Source organism: Mesorhizobium sp. M2A.F.Ca.ET.043.02.1.1 (assembly GCF_003952405.1).
Classification (GTDB): Bacteria; Pseudomonadota; Alphaproteobacteria; order Rhizobiales; family Rhizobiaceae; genus Mesorhizobium.
Genome location: NZ_CP034445.1, coordinates 3596432 through 3609439, shown reverse-complemented (window position 1 = coordinate 3609439; position 13008 = coordinate 3596432). Strand labels below are relative to the sequence as shown.

Sequence of the window (13008 nt, the reverse complement as noted above, 5' to 3'; positions counted from 1 at the left end):
GTCAGCTGATCGCGTCGAGCATCTGCCGCTGGCGGTGCATTTCGAGGAAGATGCGGTAGTCGCGATCGAAGCGGGCGCCGGCTTCCTTGTTGGGCGCGCGCGTCTTGCCGCCCTGCTGCATGGCGACGCAGGCGGCGTTGAGATCGGGATAGAGGCCGGCGGCCGTCGCCGCCACCATGCCGGTGCCGAGCAGCACCGCCTCGTCGGCCAGCGGCTCGACCACCGTGCAGCCGGTGGCGTCGGCATAGAGCTCCATCAACAGCGGGTTCTTGGTGTGGCCGCCGGTAACGTGCAGCGTGTCGATCAGGTAGCCGTTCTCGTTCAACGCCTCCAGCACATGGCGCACGCCGAGCGCGATGCCAACCGCGGTGCGCCAATAGAGCTTGCACAGGCTGTCGAAGGAGGAATCGAGCGTCAGGCCGCTGATGACGCCGACGGCGTGCGGGTCCGCGAGCGGCGAGCGGTTGCCATGGAAATCCGGCAGCACATGCAGCCTGGCCGCCAGCGCATCGCCCTCCTCGGCGCGCAATTCGGCGACGCGCCTGGCGATCTTCATATGCATGGCCGCGTCCGGCTCGCCGCCCGCGCCAAGCCAGCGGATGATGTGGTCAAGCAACGCGCCGGTGGCCGACTGGCCGCCTTCCGACAGCCACAGCGTCGGCAATGCGGCGCCGTAATACGGGCCCCAGACGCCGGCAAAGGGCTGCGGGTCATGCGACATCGCCATGACGCAGGACGATGTGCCGGCGATCAGCGCCAGGTGCCGGCTGATGTTCTTCTCGTCGCCGGCAAAGCCGCCCAGGACACCCAGCGCGCCGGCATAGGCATCGATGACGCCGGCGCCGACCCGGCATTTTTCAGTCAGGCCGAGCTCGGCGGCGGCCTTCGCCGTCAGCGGACCGATATCCGTGCCGACCGGGCTCGCCTTTTCCGGCAGATTGCCGTGCTCGAAAAGATCGCCGAGGCCGACGAGCTCGAAGAAGTCGCGCCGCCAGCTTTCTTCCTCATGCGCGAGATAGGTCCATTTGGCCGTCAGCGTGCATTGCGAGCGGGCGAGCGAGCCTGATGCCTTCCAGGTCAGGAAATCGGCGAGGTCGAACAGATAGCCGGCTTCGTTCCACGTCTTAGGCAGATGACGCTTCAGCCACATCAGCTTCGGCGTCGCCATCTCCGGCGACATCACCCCGCCGATATAGTCGAGCACGGCATGGCCGCTTGCCGTGCATTCATCAGCCTCGGCGATGGCGCGGTGATCGAGCCAGACGACTGTGTCCCAACGCTTCTCGCCGGTGACCGAGACGCTGATCTGGTCGCCTTGCCTGTCGCGCGCGACCAGCGAGCAGGTGGCGTCGAAGGAGATGCCGGCGATATCGCCGGCGGCAACGCCGGATTTCTCGAGGGCGGACCGCACCGATTTGCACACCGCCGACCAGATGTCCTCCGAATCGTGCTCGGCATGATCGGGCTTGGGCTGATGCATGGCGATCGGATGATCGGCACGGGCAAGCAGGTTGCCGCGCGCGTCGAGAATGCCCGCGCGAGCGCTCCCGGTGCCGACATCGACCGCGCAAACGAAACTCTTCGTCAAGATGCTTTTACTCTCGCTCCCAGGCCTGCAATCAGATCGGGCAATTGCAGCATGTCAGCGAATATAGAGTCCGGTTCGGTTGACGCAAGCCGGGCTTTCAAGCCGGGATTTCCGGCATGCGAGCCGCCCGTGAAGGCAAGGACGCGCATGCCCGCCGCGCGCGCCGCGGCAACGCCTGCCGGGCTGTCCTCGACGACCAGGCAATTGCGTGGATGCGCCCGCATGGAGGCAGCGGCATGGAGGAAAAGGTCGGGCGCCGGCTTGCCGCGCTTGACCATGGTGGCGCTGAAGATATGCGGCTCCAGCAGCGGCAGCAGGCCGGTGACGTCGAGCGCGTAGCGGATGCGTTCCAGCGTGCCGGACGAGGCGACGCAGCAAGGCAGACCGAGCTTCGGCAGAACCTCCTTGATGCCGGGGATCGGCTTCAATTCCTCGCGGAACTTGCGCATCAGGTCGACGCGCATGGCGGTCAGATGCTGGTCGCTGATCTCCAGCCCGAACTCTTGGCCGAGGATCTCGCGCACGCTTTTCATGCTCTTGCCCAGGAAATGCTCGTAGGCGGCGTCCTCGCTGACCGTGCCGCCGGCGAGCTCGATCATGCCGAGCAGCGCCGAGACCGAAAGCGCCTCGCTGTCGACCAGCACGCCGTCACAGTCGAAGATGACCAGCTCAGGCGTCATCGGGCAGGCTTCCGCTACGCGTCAGAGCTTGTCGGCGAGATAGCGCGCCAGGGTTTCGCGCGCGCCGTTCGCCCACAGCACCTTCAGGGCATGGGCGAAGGCCTCGGCGAAGACGGGCGAGCGGCCGACATCGCCATAGATGTCCTCCATCGCCAGCCAGGCCTTGGGGTCATCCTTGGCCTCCCTGGCGGTGGCCTGCATGCGGCCCCAGCTCGGGTCGTTGGGCTCGATGACGGCGCCGCTGTCGGTGGTGCCGAAGCAGTAACGACACCACAAGGCCGATTCCAGCGCGAGGCCGGCGACGCCTTCGCCCGCCTTCAGCCGGTCGGCGATGGTCGGGATGATGAATTTCGGCTGGCGGTTGGAACCGTCGAGGCAGAGCCGGCGGATGGTGTCGCCGATCTTGGGATTGGAGAAGCGCCGCTCGATGAGCTGGTAGTAGTCCTCCAGATCGGTGTCGGGCACCGGCGGCACGGTCGGAATGATCTCGTCATGCTCGAGCTTGGACAGGAAGGCGCGCACCAGCGGCTCCTGCATGCCTTCGTGAACGAAATGGATGTCCATCAGGCCGGCCGGATAGGCTATTGTCGCGTGGCCGCCATTGAGGATGCGGATCTTCATCAGCTCGTAGGGCGAGACATCCTTGACGAACTGCACGCCGACTTTCTCCAGCGCCGGACGGCCGGCGGTGAAATGGTCCTCCAGCACCCATTGCTTGAACGGCTCGCAGAACACCGGCCAATTGTCCTCCAGGCCGAAATCGTCGGCGAGGATCCGGCGCTCGCGGTCGGTCGTGGCCGGCGTGATGCGATCGACCATGCCGTTCGGAAAGGCGACCTTGTCCTCGACCCATGTCGCCAGGTCCTCGTCGATCAGCCGGGCAAGGCCGATGACGCCGTCTGAGGTGACGTGGCCGTTATGGGGGATGTTGTCGCAGGACATGACGGTGAAGGGCACGATGCCGTCGGCGCGCCGGCGCAGCAGGCCGGCAAGGATGATGCCGAAGACGGTTTTCGGCACGGCGCCCGGCTGCGCGTCGGCGACGATATCGGGATGGGCGGGGTTGAACTTGCCGGAGGCCGGGTCGATGAAATAGCCGCCCTCGGTGATGGTCAGCGAGACGATCTTGATCGCCGGATCGGCAAGCCGCTCGATGATCGCGGCCGCATCGCCAGGCGTCAGGAAATCGATCATGGCGCCGGTGACGCGGGCGCTCATATGGCCCCGGTCCTGCTCGACCACTGTGGTCAGCCAGTCCTGTTCGTGCAGCTTGGAGCGGCCGATCTTCTCGCCCTCGAACACGCCGGCGCCGATCAGAGCCCAGTCATGGCCTTCGCCGGTGGCGAACAGGTCGTCGAGATAGACAGCCTGGTGCGAGCGGTGGAAATTGCCGACGCCGAAATGGACGATGCCGGCCTTCAGGGCCGAGCGGTCATATTTCGGACCGGCGACCTTGGCCGGCAGGCTGGCGAGGTTCGAGGAAGAGAGTTTCACGGTCATCTCATTTTACCCTTTGGCCGATCTGCAGCCCGACTGTTTACGCCTCCTGAGGAGAGCGAGGATGAGGGGCAACATCTGGTGTTCCAGCATGCTGCCCCTCACCTGCCCCGCGACGCTTGCTCCGGAGGAAAAGAGAGAAGCGCCTCCCCCTCAACTCATCCCGTCAGCTCATCCATTGACCGCCGTCGACATTGTAGGTCTGGGCGACGATGTAGTCGGCCTCGTCGCTGGCGAGGAACACGGCCATGCCGGCGAGGTCCTCGGGCTTGCCCATGCGGCCGTAAGGCACGCCTTCGCCGACCAGGCGCTTCTTCTCGCCCTTCGGCCGGTTCTCATATTTGGCGAAGAGCGCGTCGACCTGGTCCCACATGTCGCTGTCGACGACGCCCGGCGCGATGCCGTTGACGTTGATGCGGTGCTTGATGAGGTCGAGCCCCGCCGATTGCGTCAGCGAGATGACAGCGGCCTTGGTGGCGCAATAGACCGCGACCAGCGGCTCGCCGCGCCGGCCTGCCTGGCTTGCCATGTTGATGATCCTGCCGCCCCGTCCGCGCGCGATCATCGAGCGGGCGGCGGCCTGCAGCATGAACAGCGTGCCGGCGACGTTGACCGCGAACTGCTCGTCGTAGCTCGCCCTGGTGATCTCGACGATCGGCGCCAGGTCGAAGATCGCCGCGTTGTTGATCAGCACGTCGAGCCCGCCGGTCTTCGCCTCGACAGCGTTCACCGCCGCCTCGATCGAGGACTGGTCGGTGACGTCGAGCCGGATCGCGTAAGCAGCGGAGCCGATCGCTTTCGCCGTCGCTTGCGCCGCGTCGAGGTCGATATCGGCAATCGCCACCGTCGCGCCCTCGCGCGCATAGGCTTCGGCGAAGGCCCTGCCGATGCCGCGCGCCGATCCGGTGATCAGCGCCGATTTGCCTTTCAGCCTCACTGTCCCGTCCTCACGCGGCCAGCGCCTTGCCGTCGGCGCTGAAGCGGTGGAGCTTGGTCTTGTCGGGGGTCAGGTAGACGGTGTCGCCATGCTTGACCGCGACCTCGCCGTCGGCGCGGACGTTGATGGTGCCGATGCCGTCCGCCTGGACATGCAGGAAGGTGTCGGAGCCGAGATGCTCGGCGACGCCGACCGTCGCCTTCCAGTCGCCGGACGAGGTCGAGATGTTGAGATGTTCGGGCCGGATGCCGATGGTCTTGGCGCCGTATTTCTCCGCTGGCTCGCCTTCGATCATGTTCATCTTGGGCGAGCCGATGAAGCCGGCGACGAAGAGGTTCTTCGGCGTCTTGTAGAGCTCCATCGGCGAACCGACCTGCTCGATGTTGCCGGCGTTGAGCACGACGATCTTGTCGGCCATGGTCATGGCCTCGACCTGGTCGTGGGTGACGTAGATCATCGTCGTCTTCAGCTGCTGATGCAGCTCGCTGATCTCCAGCCGCATGGTGCCGCGAAGCGCGGCGTCGAGGTTGGACAGCGGCTCGTCGAATAGGAAGGCCGAGGGCTGGCGCACGATGGCGCGGCCGATGGCGACGCGCTGGCGCTGGCCGCCGGAGAGCTGACCCGGGCGGCGCTCGAGATAATTGGTGAGGTTCAAGACTCGCGCGGCGTCCTTCACCTTCTTATCGATCGTCGCCTGGTCCTCGCCGGCCATCTTCAGTGGGAAGGCGATGTTCTTGGCGACCGTCATATGCGGGTAGAGCGCGTAGGACTGGAACACCATGGCGAGCTTGCGCTTGGCCGGAGCCTCGCGGGTGACGTCGCGGCCATCGATCGAGATCGTGCCGCCGCTGGTGTCCTCCAGCCCGGCGATCAGCCTGAGCAGCGTGGACTTGCCGCAACCCGAGGGGCCGACGAACACCACGAACTCGCCGTCCTCGATGTTGAGGTCGATGTTCGGAATGATCGTCGTCGACCCGAAGGACTTGGAGACGTTCTTGAGCGTGATGTTTCCCATGGTTTCCTCCCGGGGATGGTCTTGGTCGTCCGCCGCGTGGGCGTTCTACTTCACGGCACCAAAGGTCAGGCCGCGCACCAGCTGCTTCTGGCTGAACCAGCCCATGATCAGGATCGGCGCGATAGCCAGCGTCGAGGCCGCTGAGAGCTTGGCCCAGAACAGGCCTTGCGGACTGGAGAAGGAGCTGATGAAGGCGGTCAGCGGCGCCGCGTTGGTGGTGGTGAGCCGGATGGTCCAGAACGCTTCGTTCCAGGCGAGGATGATGTTCAAGAGCATGGTCGAGGCAATGCCGGGAACGGCCATCGGCGTCAGCACATAGATGATCTCGTTCCACAGCGAGGCGCCGTCCATGCGCGCCGCTTCCAGGATCTCGCCTGGGATCTCGCGGAAATAGGTGTAGAGCATCCAGACCACGATCGGCAGGTTGATCAGCATCAGCATCACGGTAAGGCCGATGCGGCTGTCGAGCAGGCCGGTGTCGCGGAAGATCAGGTAGATCGGGAACAGCACCGCGACCGCCGGCATCATCTTGGTCGACAGCATCCACATCAGGATGTCCTTGGTGCGCTTGCTCGGCGAAAACGCCATCGACCAGGCCGCCGGGACGGCGACGATGAGCGCGAGGATGGTCGAGCCGACCGAGAGCAGCACCGAATTGAAGAAGAACTTGAAGTAGCCGCTCTGCTGCTGGACCTCCGAGTAACTCTCGAAGGTCCCGGACGGGATGAGGTTGAAGCCCTGGATCGCCTCCTGCTCCGACTTGAACGAGGTGATGATCGTGTAGAGGATCGGAAAGAAGATCAGCAGGGCGACGATCCAGGCCGCGGCCGTGGCGATGGTCTTGTGCTGGGTGGTGACTGCGCGGGCCATGTCGGGTCCTCCCTCACTTGTCCAGGTTCTTGCCGACGGCGCGCATGGCGAAGAAGGCAACGATGTTGGCGAGAATGACGGCGATCACGCCACCGGCGGATGCCTGGCCGATTTTGAACTCCAGGAGCGCCTTCTGGTAGACGAGGAAGGGCAGGTTGGTGGAGGCGTAGCCCGGGCCGCCATTGGTGGTGACCAGGATCTCGGCATAGATCGAGAGCAGGAAGATCGTCTGGATCAGGATGACGACGGTGATGGCGCGCGACATGTGCGGCAGTGTCAGGTAGATGAAGCGGCTCACGAAGCCGGCGCCGTCCATCTCGGCCGCCTCCTTCTGCTCGCCGTCGAGCGACTGCAAGGAGGTGAGCAGGATCAGCGTGGCGAAGGGCAGCCACTGCCAGGCGACGATCAGGATGACGGCGGTCAGCGGGTGCTGGCCGAACCAGTCGATCGGCTGGGCGCCGAAGAAGCGCGCAATGTCGGCGAAGACGCCGTATTGCGGGTGCATGATCATGTTCTTCCAGACAAGTGCCGCGACCGGCGGCATGACGAAGAACGGCGAGATGACCAGGATGCGCACGATGCCCTGGCCCCAGATCGGCTGATCGAGCAGCATCGCCAGAAGGATGCCGCCGACCACCGTGATGACCAGCACGCTGACGACGATGGTGAGCGTGTTGAGGATCGAATAGAGGAAGGCCGGGTTGGAATAGAACAGCGCGTAGTTGGAGAAGCCGACGAAGCCGTCACGCATCGGGTTCAGCGGATTGTATTGCTGAAACGAGAACCAGAGCGTGAACAGCAGCGGCACGATCATCCAGACGAACAGCAGGATCACCGATGGCGCCATCATGAAGCGGGCAAGCGAACGGGTTTGCTGAGTAGCCATGACGGTCACCCTCCCAAAGTCAGCCGGATTTTCAGAGTTGCGCCCAGAATCTTCCCGGTTTTGAAGGGTGGCCGCCCGAACTGGGTTTCGGGCGGCCCCTTGCCGGCCATGATGCGCGACCGGCGTTCGGCACCGGGAGGAGCCTTACTTGATGTAGCCGCCTTCGGTCATCGCCGCGGTGGCTGCGTCCTGGGCCTGCTTGAGGGCGTCGTCGACGCTCGACTGGCCGGCAAGGGCGGCCGAGAAGAGCTGGCCGACGGTGGTGCCGAGACCCTGGAATTCAGGAATGGCGACGAACTGCACGCCGACATAGGGCACCGGCTTGACGGTCGGATGCGTCGGGTCGGCGGCGTTGATTGAGTCCAGCGTCATCTTCGCGAAGGGCGCCGCCTTCTGGTACTCCGGATTGGCGTAGAGCGAGGAGCGCGTTCCAGGCGGAACATTGGCCCAGCCTTCCTTCGAGGCGACCAGCTCGGCATAGTGCTTGCTGGTTGCCCAGGAGACGAACTTCTCGGCGGCATCGGCCTTCTGGGTGCCGGCGGGGATCGCCAGCGACCAGGCCCACAGCCAATTGCCGCGCTTGCCTAGGCCGTTGTCGGGCGCCAGCGCATAGCCGACCTTGTCGGCGACCTGCGAGGCCTTCGGATCGGAGACGAAGGACGCCGCGACGGTGGCGTCGATCCACATGCCGCACTTGCCCTGCTGGAACAGCGCCAGGTTCTCGTTGAAGCCGTTTGACGAAGCGCCTTCCGGACCGTCGGCCTTCATCAGGTCGACATAGAACTGCAGCGTGTTCTTCCACTCGGGCTGATCGAACTGCGGCTTCCAGTTCTCGTCGAACCAGCGGGCGCCGAAGGAGTTCGACATGGCGGTGAGGAAGGCCATGTTCTCGCCCCAGCCGGCCTTGCCGCGCAGGCAGACACCGTTCACGCCATTGGCGCGGTCGGTCATCTTGTCGGCGGCCTGCTTGATGAATTCCCAGGTCGGCGCGTCGGGCATCTTCAGGCCCGCCTTCTCCATCAGGTCCTTGCGGTACATGACGAAGGAGCTTTCGCCGTAGAAGGGCGCGGCATAGAGCTTGCCGTCGACCGACAGGCCGCCGGCGATGGCCGGGATGATGTCCTTGACGTCATAGTCGTCGCCGAGCTTGTCGAGCGGCAGCAGCCAGCTCTGCTTGGCCCAGATCGGAACCTCGTAGGTGCCGATGGTCATGACGTCGTACTGGCCGCCCTTGGTGGCGATGTCGGTGGTCACGCGCTCGCGCAGCACATTCTCTTCAAGCGTGACCCAGTTGAGCTGGATGTCGGGGTTGGCCTTGGTGAAGTCGTCCGTCAGCTTCTGCATGCGGACCATGTCGCCATTGTTGACGGTGGCGATGGTGATGGATTCGGCATGCGCAGCGAAAGCGAGAGCGCTGGCCGACAACAGGCCCAGGGTGAGCGTGCGAAGTTTCATCAAATTCCTCCCATAAACCAAGATGAGCATTTGCCTTGGCTTTGAGCAATTACTCACTTGGTGTGATTTATGTCAAGGCGGAATCGATGCTGCAGCGCAGCAGAAACGTGAACCCCGACCCGGCGACGCGGCCAGGATCTTGGCGAGGAAGGCTGAGAGCAGTCGGCTTACGCGCAGGCGATCTCGGCGAGGATCCAGTCACGGAAGGCGCGGATCTTCGGCACATTGCGACGCGCCGTCGGATAGACCAGCCAATAGGCATGGCCGTCATCGCCGACGAGATCGAAGGGCTGGATCAGACGGCCGTCGGCGATCTCGTTCTTGAACAGCGCCCTGGTCAGGATCGCCACGCCATGGCCCGCCATCGCCGCATTCGCCTCATAGGCCTGCGCGCCCATGCTAGAACCCGGCCGCTTGGCGAGATCATGGCCGGTCACACCGGCGGCCTCGAACCATTGCGACCACCAGACGTCGCCGGGGTCGAGGATCGGCAGGCGCAACAGGTCGGCCGGCTCCTTGACGCCGCCTATGCTCGCCGCGAGCTTGGGGCTCAGCATGGGGGTGAAATCGGCATCAAGCAGCTTATGCGCTTCCAGGCCCGGCCACTTGCCGCCGCCGGAGCGGATGGCGATATCGACATCCTCGCGCGCGAAATCGGTCAGGCGGCTCGACGTGTCGAGCCGCACGGCGAGTGCTGGATGAGCGATCTGGAATGAGCCCAGATGCTGGGCCAGCCAGTTCGAGGCGAAGGTCAGCACGGTGGTGACGCAAAGCAGTCCGTCGGCGCCGCCGCGCGCCGCGGCATAAGCCTGACCCAGGATGGAAAAGGCTTCGCTGACGGCAGGCGCCAGGCGCTGGCCGGGTCCGGTCAACTCGATCTGCTTCGGCCGGCGCAGGAACAGCGGCGCGCCGATGCGTTCCTCCAGCAGCTTGATCTGGTAGCTCGCGGCCGCCTGGGTCATGCCCAATTCCTGCGCCGCCTTGGTGAAGGACAGGTGCCTTGCCACCGCTTCGAACACCCGGATCGCCTGCAGCGGCGGCAGCGGCGCAAGCTGCGGAGGGGTCAGATCGGGCATAAGGCCTCCTTATGGGTCATGATCGAGGTTTAATTGGAAGCACGAACCAGCCAGACCGATATTTGGGATCAACGATCAATCCAGTTCAAGGCTGACGATCATGGTCACGGTACAGGAAAAACTCGTTTCCACCCCCGCACGCGGCTGGTTTTTCATGCTGGTACGGGAATTTGCAAAGTTTTCGGGCCGCAGGCGCGGCTACATCGATGTTCGGGAACTATCCGAGCATCTGCAGCGCGACATGGGTTTTCTCGACGGCAATGATCCGCGCGGACCCTCGCAATAGCCGGCTTCTTTTATGGCCATCAGCCGGCAAGCAGGGTTTCGGCCGTCCGTTCGTCGGTGATGAGGCCATTGACCAGCCGGCGGTTGACGGCGGCCAAAATGCCCGGCAGCTTGCGGTCGCCCATGGCCAAGGCGATGACCAGCGATTTTTCCCGCGACGGCAGCGCGGCGGACGACACGCGGTCGTTGGTGATCCCTTCGATCATGCGGCCTTCGCGGTCGAACACCCAACCGACGATCTCGGCGATGCCGCCGGCTTTCTGCAGCGCCTTCAGCTCGCTTTCGGAAATGAAGCCGTCCTCGTAGAGCGGCGCCTTGGGCCCGAGATCGCCGATGCCGACGAAGGTGACGTCGGCTTCCGCGGCCAGCGCCAGCGTCGGCTGGATCATCGGCTGGTTGAGCAGCATCTCGCGCTCTTCTGGCGAGGAGGCGATGACCGGCAGCGGCATCGGGAAGGACCGCGCCTTGACGCGGTCGGCCATGGTGAAGATGACGTTGTAGAAGGCGGCCGAGCCGTCGGGCGAGATGTTGCCGGTCAGGGACACGACCTTGTGCTGCGGGCAGTCCATCGGCGGCAGCTGCTCGATCGCCGCCTTCAGCGTGCGCCCGGTGCCGATCGCCATGACGATGGGGGCTTCCGAGCGCAGCCGGCGCTCGATCTCGGCCGCTGCCGCCTCGGCGATGCCGATCGTCGTCGAGTTCGACGCCGGATCGCTCGGCACCACTTCGACAAGATCGAGCGCGAAACGCGATTTCAGTCGGGCGGCTAGGTCGAGGCAGTTGGCGATCGGGTGATCGACGCGCACCTTGATCAGCCCTTCGGACATCGCCAGCGACACCAGCCGCTGCGCCGTCTGCCTGGAGATGCCGAGCTTGGCGGCGATCTGGTCCTGCGTGTTGCCGGCAACATAATAAAGCCAGCCGGCGCGCGCGGCATCGTCCAACCTGGTGCTGCCGGTTTCCTGTCGCAAACTCACGTCCTGCCTCCCCGCCCGCAAGAACGCTGAAACGGGCGCCATAGCTTACAGCGAATATGCCGGCGCGCAATTGTCTATCGAAAGAGCAATTGCTTGGGCGCCCCACAGGCCTCCCGAAGATCTGCCGTCACGCCCCGAACCATTTGCCGGCGGGACGGTTTATCTCCGGCGGGAAACCGATTAAGGGGATCGGCGAAGGAGCCGCGCATGACGCCGAAAGCCGTTTTCTGGGATATGGACGGAACGCTGGTCGACAGCGAGCCCTTGCATGAGGCAGCCCTTGTGGCGGCGCTGCGCAGCGTCGGCATCGCCCCGCCGCACGACCTGCATGAGCGCGTGCTGGGCATCGCCGCATGGCCGGTCTACGAGATGCTGCGCGACGAATTCGGCCTCGACCTGCCTTTCGACGACTGGATCGTGCGCAAATACGATCACTACCTGCCGCTGGCGGAAACGCTGAAGCCACGCCCCGGCGCGATCGAGGTGTTCAACGAATTGCGCGCGCTCGGCGTAGAGCAGGCGGTGGTGTCCAATTCCGACCGGCTGATCGTCGATGCCAATCTGCGGGCCGTCGGCCTCACCTATCCGGGCATGATGACGGTCAGCCGCAACGATGTGATCGACGGCAAGCCGCTTCCCGAACCCTTCCTGCGCGCCGCTTATCTCGCCGGCGTCGACCCGGCGGATGCTTTCGCCGTCGACGACAGCCTGACGGGCGCCATGGCCGGACTGGCTGCCGGCATGAAGACGCTCTTCTGGCCGGAGGCGCCGATGGACGGCCCGGCCGGCGCGATTGTGATCAACAGCGCCGAGGAATTGCGGGCGCAGTTGGGGCTTTAACCCGAAGGTCGGTGCTGCCCCTCATCCGGTCCTTCGGACCACCTTCTCCCCGTAAAACGGGGAGAAGGAAAGGCCGCTCAATTCCGATAAACCGGCTCTTCCTCGTCCAGGATCGCTTTCAGCTCGGCCAGATGGCGCTCGGCCTGGCCGGGGTAGTCGTCCATCTCGCGCGCGGTCTTCTCGGCGATCTCGTCGGAGAGCGTGCGCAGCGGGCGCCCGGTCCACAGCGCCTTGATGTAAGTCTCGGCGGCGCGCTCGAAGTAGAACATGCGGTTGAAGGTGTCGGCGACCGTGTCGCCGATGACCATGACGCCATGATTGCCCATGACCATCACCTTGACCTTGGGGTCGGTGAGAAGCTGAGAGCAACGCTCGCCCTCCTCCTCGAAGGCCAGCCCGCCATAATTGGCGTCGACGACATGGCGGTTGAAGAACATGGCCGAGTTCTGGTCGACCGGCGGCAACGTCGAATCGGCGAGCGAGGCAAGCACCGTGGCGTGGATCGAATGGACATGCATGGCGCAGCGCGCATGCGGGACGTTGCGATGGATGGCGCCGTGCAGGCCCCAGGCGGTCGGGTCCGGCGCGTCGGGGCCGGAGAGCGTGTCGGGATCGTTGGCATCGATCAGGAGCAAGTCGCTCGCCTTGATGCGCGAGAAATGCACCTGGTTCGGGTTCATCAGAAACTTCGTGCCGTCCTCGTTGACGGACAGTGAGAAGTGATTGGCCACCGCCTCATGCATGTTGAGCCGCGCGGTCCAGCGGAAGGCGGCGGCGAGATCGACCCGCTCCTCGTAATAGGGCAGGTTGCTCAGCGGTTCCTTGTGCAGGCGGGCAAGGCTCATCGAAAATCCTCCTGTTTGGACGAGAATGCCGTGCGACGCCGCTGCCAGCAACCGATA

Annotated in this window: 13 protein-coding genes; 2 read left to right on the top strand and 11 right to left on the bottom strand. The window is 64.6% G+C overall.

Features of this window, described 5'->3' with window-relative positions:
- Nucleotide 1: 1 nt before the first annotated feature.
- The 9 genes from EJ068_RS17385 to EJ068_RS17345 all read right to left on the bottom strand — a co-directional run bounded on the left by EJ068_RS17385 (nt 2) and on the right by EJ068_RS17345 (nt 10004).
- The gene (locus EJ068_RS17385; protein WP_127251654.1) at nt 2–1588 is read right to left on the bottom strand and encodes an FGGY-family carbohydrate kinase; all 1587 of its coding nucleotides are present in this window, start codon (nt 1586–1588) and stop codon (nt 2–4) included.
- Entirely contained in the window at nt 1585–2268 is a 684-nt protein-coding gene (locus EJ068_RS17380; protein WP_126063232.1) for an HAD family hydrolase, read from the bottom strand. The genes EJ068_RS17385 and EJ068_RS17380 overlap by 4 nt, the downstream gene beginning before the upstream one ends.
- Nucleotides 2269–2289: 21 nt before the next feature.
- Complete coding sequence (locus tag EJ068_RS17375; protein WP_127251653.1) at nt 2290–3768, bottom strand: mannitol dehydrogenase family protein; 1479 nt, start codon at nt 3766–3768, stop codon at nt 2290–2292.
- A gap of 163 nt (nt 3769–3931) precedes the next feature.
- A complete protein-coding gene (locus tag EJ068_RS17370; protein ID WP_127251652.1) occupies nt 3932–4702 on the bottom strand; it encodes an L-iditol 2-dehydrogenase in 771 nt (256 codons plus the stop codon).
- 10 nt (nt 4703–4712) lie between these two features.
- Entirely contained in the window at nt 4713–5717 is a 1005-nt protein-coding gene (locus EJ068_RS17365; protein ID WP_127251651.1) for an ABC transporter ATP-binding protein, read from the bottom strand.
- 45 nt (nt 5718–5762) lie between these two features.
- Nucleotides 5763–6587, bottom strand: coding sequence for a carbohydrate ABC transporter permease (locus EJ068_RS17360; RefSeq protein ID WP_126079998.1), 825 nt, complete (start codon nt 6585–6587; stop codon nt 5763–5765).
- A 13-nt stretch (nt 6588–6600) separates the two neighbouring features.
- Nucleotides 6601–7473 carry a sugar ABC transporter permease gene (locus tag EJ068_RS17355; RefSeq protein ID WP_126079999.1) on the bottom strand — a complete coding sequence of 291 codons (873 nt, stop codon included), beginning with the start codon at nt 7471–7473 and terminating at the stop codon, nt 6601–6603.
- A gap of 144 nt (nt 7474–7617) precedes the next feature.
- On the bottom strand, nt 7618–8928 hold the full coding sequence (locus EJ068_RS17350; protein ID WP_042637462.1) for a sugar ABC transporter substrate-binding protein: 1311 nt from the start codon (nt 8926–8928) through the stop codon (nt 7618–7620).
- Between the two features lie 167 nt (nt 8929–9095).
- On the bottom strand, nt 9096–10004 hold the full coding sequence (locus tag EJ068_RS17345) for a LysR substrate-binding domain-containing protein (protein WP_126080000.1): 909 nt from the start codon (nt 10002–10004) through the stop codon (nt 9096–9098).
- 100 nt (nt 10005–10104) lie between these two features.
- Between EJ068_RS17345 and EJ068_RS17340 the strand changes: the two genes are divergently transcribed.
- A complete protein-coding gene (locus EJ068_RS17340) occupies nt 10105–10290 on the top strand; it encodes a hypothetical protein (protein WP_126080001.1) in 186 nt (61 codons plus the stop codon).
- A 19-nt stretch (nt 10291–10309) separates the two neighbouring features.
- Here the strand turns inward: EJ068_RS17340 and EJ068_RS17335 are convergent, their stop codons facing one another.
- Entirely contained in the window at nt 10310–11266 is a 957-nt protein-coding gene (locus EJ068_RS17335; RefSeq protein ID WP_126080002.1) for a sugar-binding transcriptional regulator, read from the bottom strand.
- A 207-nt stretch (nt 11267–11473) separates the two neighbouring features.
- Here EJ068_RS17335 and EJ068_RS17330 point away from each other — a divergent pair, with 207 nt between their 5' ends.
- Nucleotides 11474–12106, top strand: a complete 633-nt coding sequence (locus tag EJ068_RS17330; RefSeq protein ID WP_127251650.1) for an HAD family phosphatase — start codon at nt 11474–11476, stop codon at nt 12104–12106.
- Nucleotides 12107–12183: 77 nt separating this feature from the next.
- Here the strand turns inward: EJ068_RS17330 and EJ068_RS17325 are convergent, their stop codons facing one another.
- Nucleotides 12184–12951, bottom strand: a complete 768-nt coding sequence (locus EJ068_RS17325; protein ID WP_127251649.1) for a class II aldolase and adducin N-terminal domain-containing protein — start codon at nt 12949–12951, stop codon at nt 12184–12186.
- Nucleotides 12952–13008: the final 57 nt, after the last annotated feature.

Bases quoted from the DNA above. Each gene is read 5' to 3' on its own strand.
- EJ068_RS17380 (WP_126063232.1), bottom strand. From the start codon at position 2,268: ATGACGCCTGAGCTGGTCATCTTCGACTGTGACGGCGTGCTGGTCGAC.
- EJ068_RS17375 (WP_127251653.1), bottom strand. From the start codon at position 3,768: ATGACCGTGAAACTCTCTTCCTCGAACCTCGCCAGCCTGCCGGCCAAG.
- EJ068_RS17365 (WP_127251651.1), bottom strand. From the start codon at position 5,717: ATGGGAAACATCACGCTCAAGAACGTCTCCAAGTCCTTCGGGTCGACG.
- EJ068_RS17360 (WP_126079998.1), bottom strand. From the start codon at position 6,587: ATGGCCCGCGCAGTCACCACCCAGCACAAGACCATCGCCACGGCCGCG.
- EJ068_RS17355 (WP_126079999.1), bottom strand. From the start codon at position 7,473: ATGGCTACTCAGCAAACCCGTTCGCTTGCCCGCTTCATGATGGCGCCA.
- EJ068_RS17350 (WP_042637462.1), bottom strand. From the start codon at position 8,928: ATGAAACTTCGCACGCTCACCCTGGGCCTGTTGTCGGCCAGCGCTCTC.
- EJ068_RS17345 (WP_126080000.1), bottom strand. From the start codon at position 10,004: ATGCCCGATCTGACCCCTCCGCAGCTTGCGCCGCTGCCGCCGCTGCAG.
- EJ068_RS17340 (WP_126080001.1), top strand. From the start codon at position 10,105: ATGGTCACGGTACAGGAAAAACTCGTTTCCACCCCCGCACGCGGCTGG.
- EJ068_RS17330 (WP_127251650.1), top strand. From the start codon at position 11,474: ATGACGCCGAAAGCCGTTTTCTGGGATATGGACGGAACGCTGGTCGAC.
- EJ068_RS17325 (WP_127251649.1), bottom strand. From the start codon at position 12,951: ATGAGCCTTGCCCGCCTGCACAAGGAACCGCTGAGCAACCTGCCCTAT.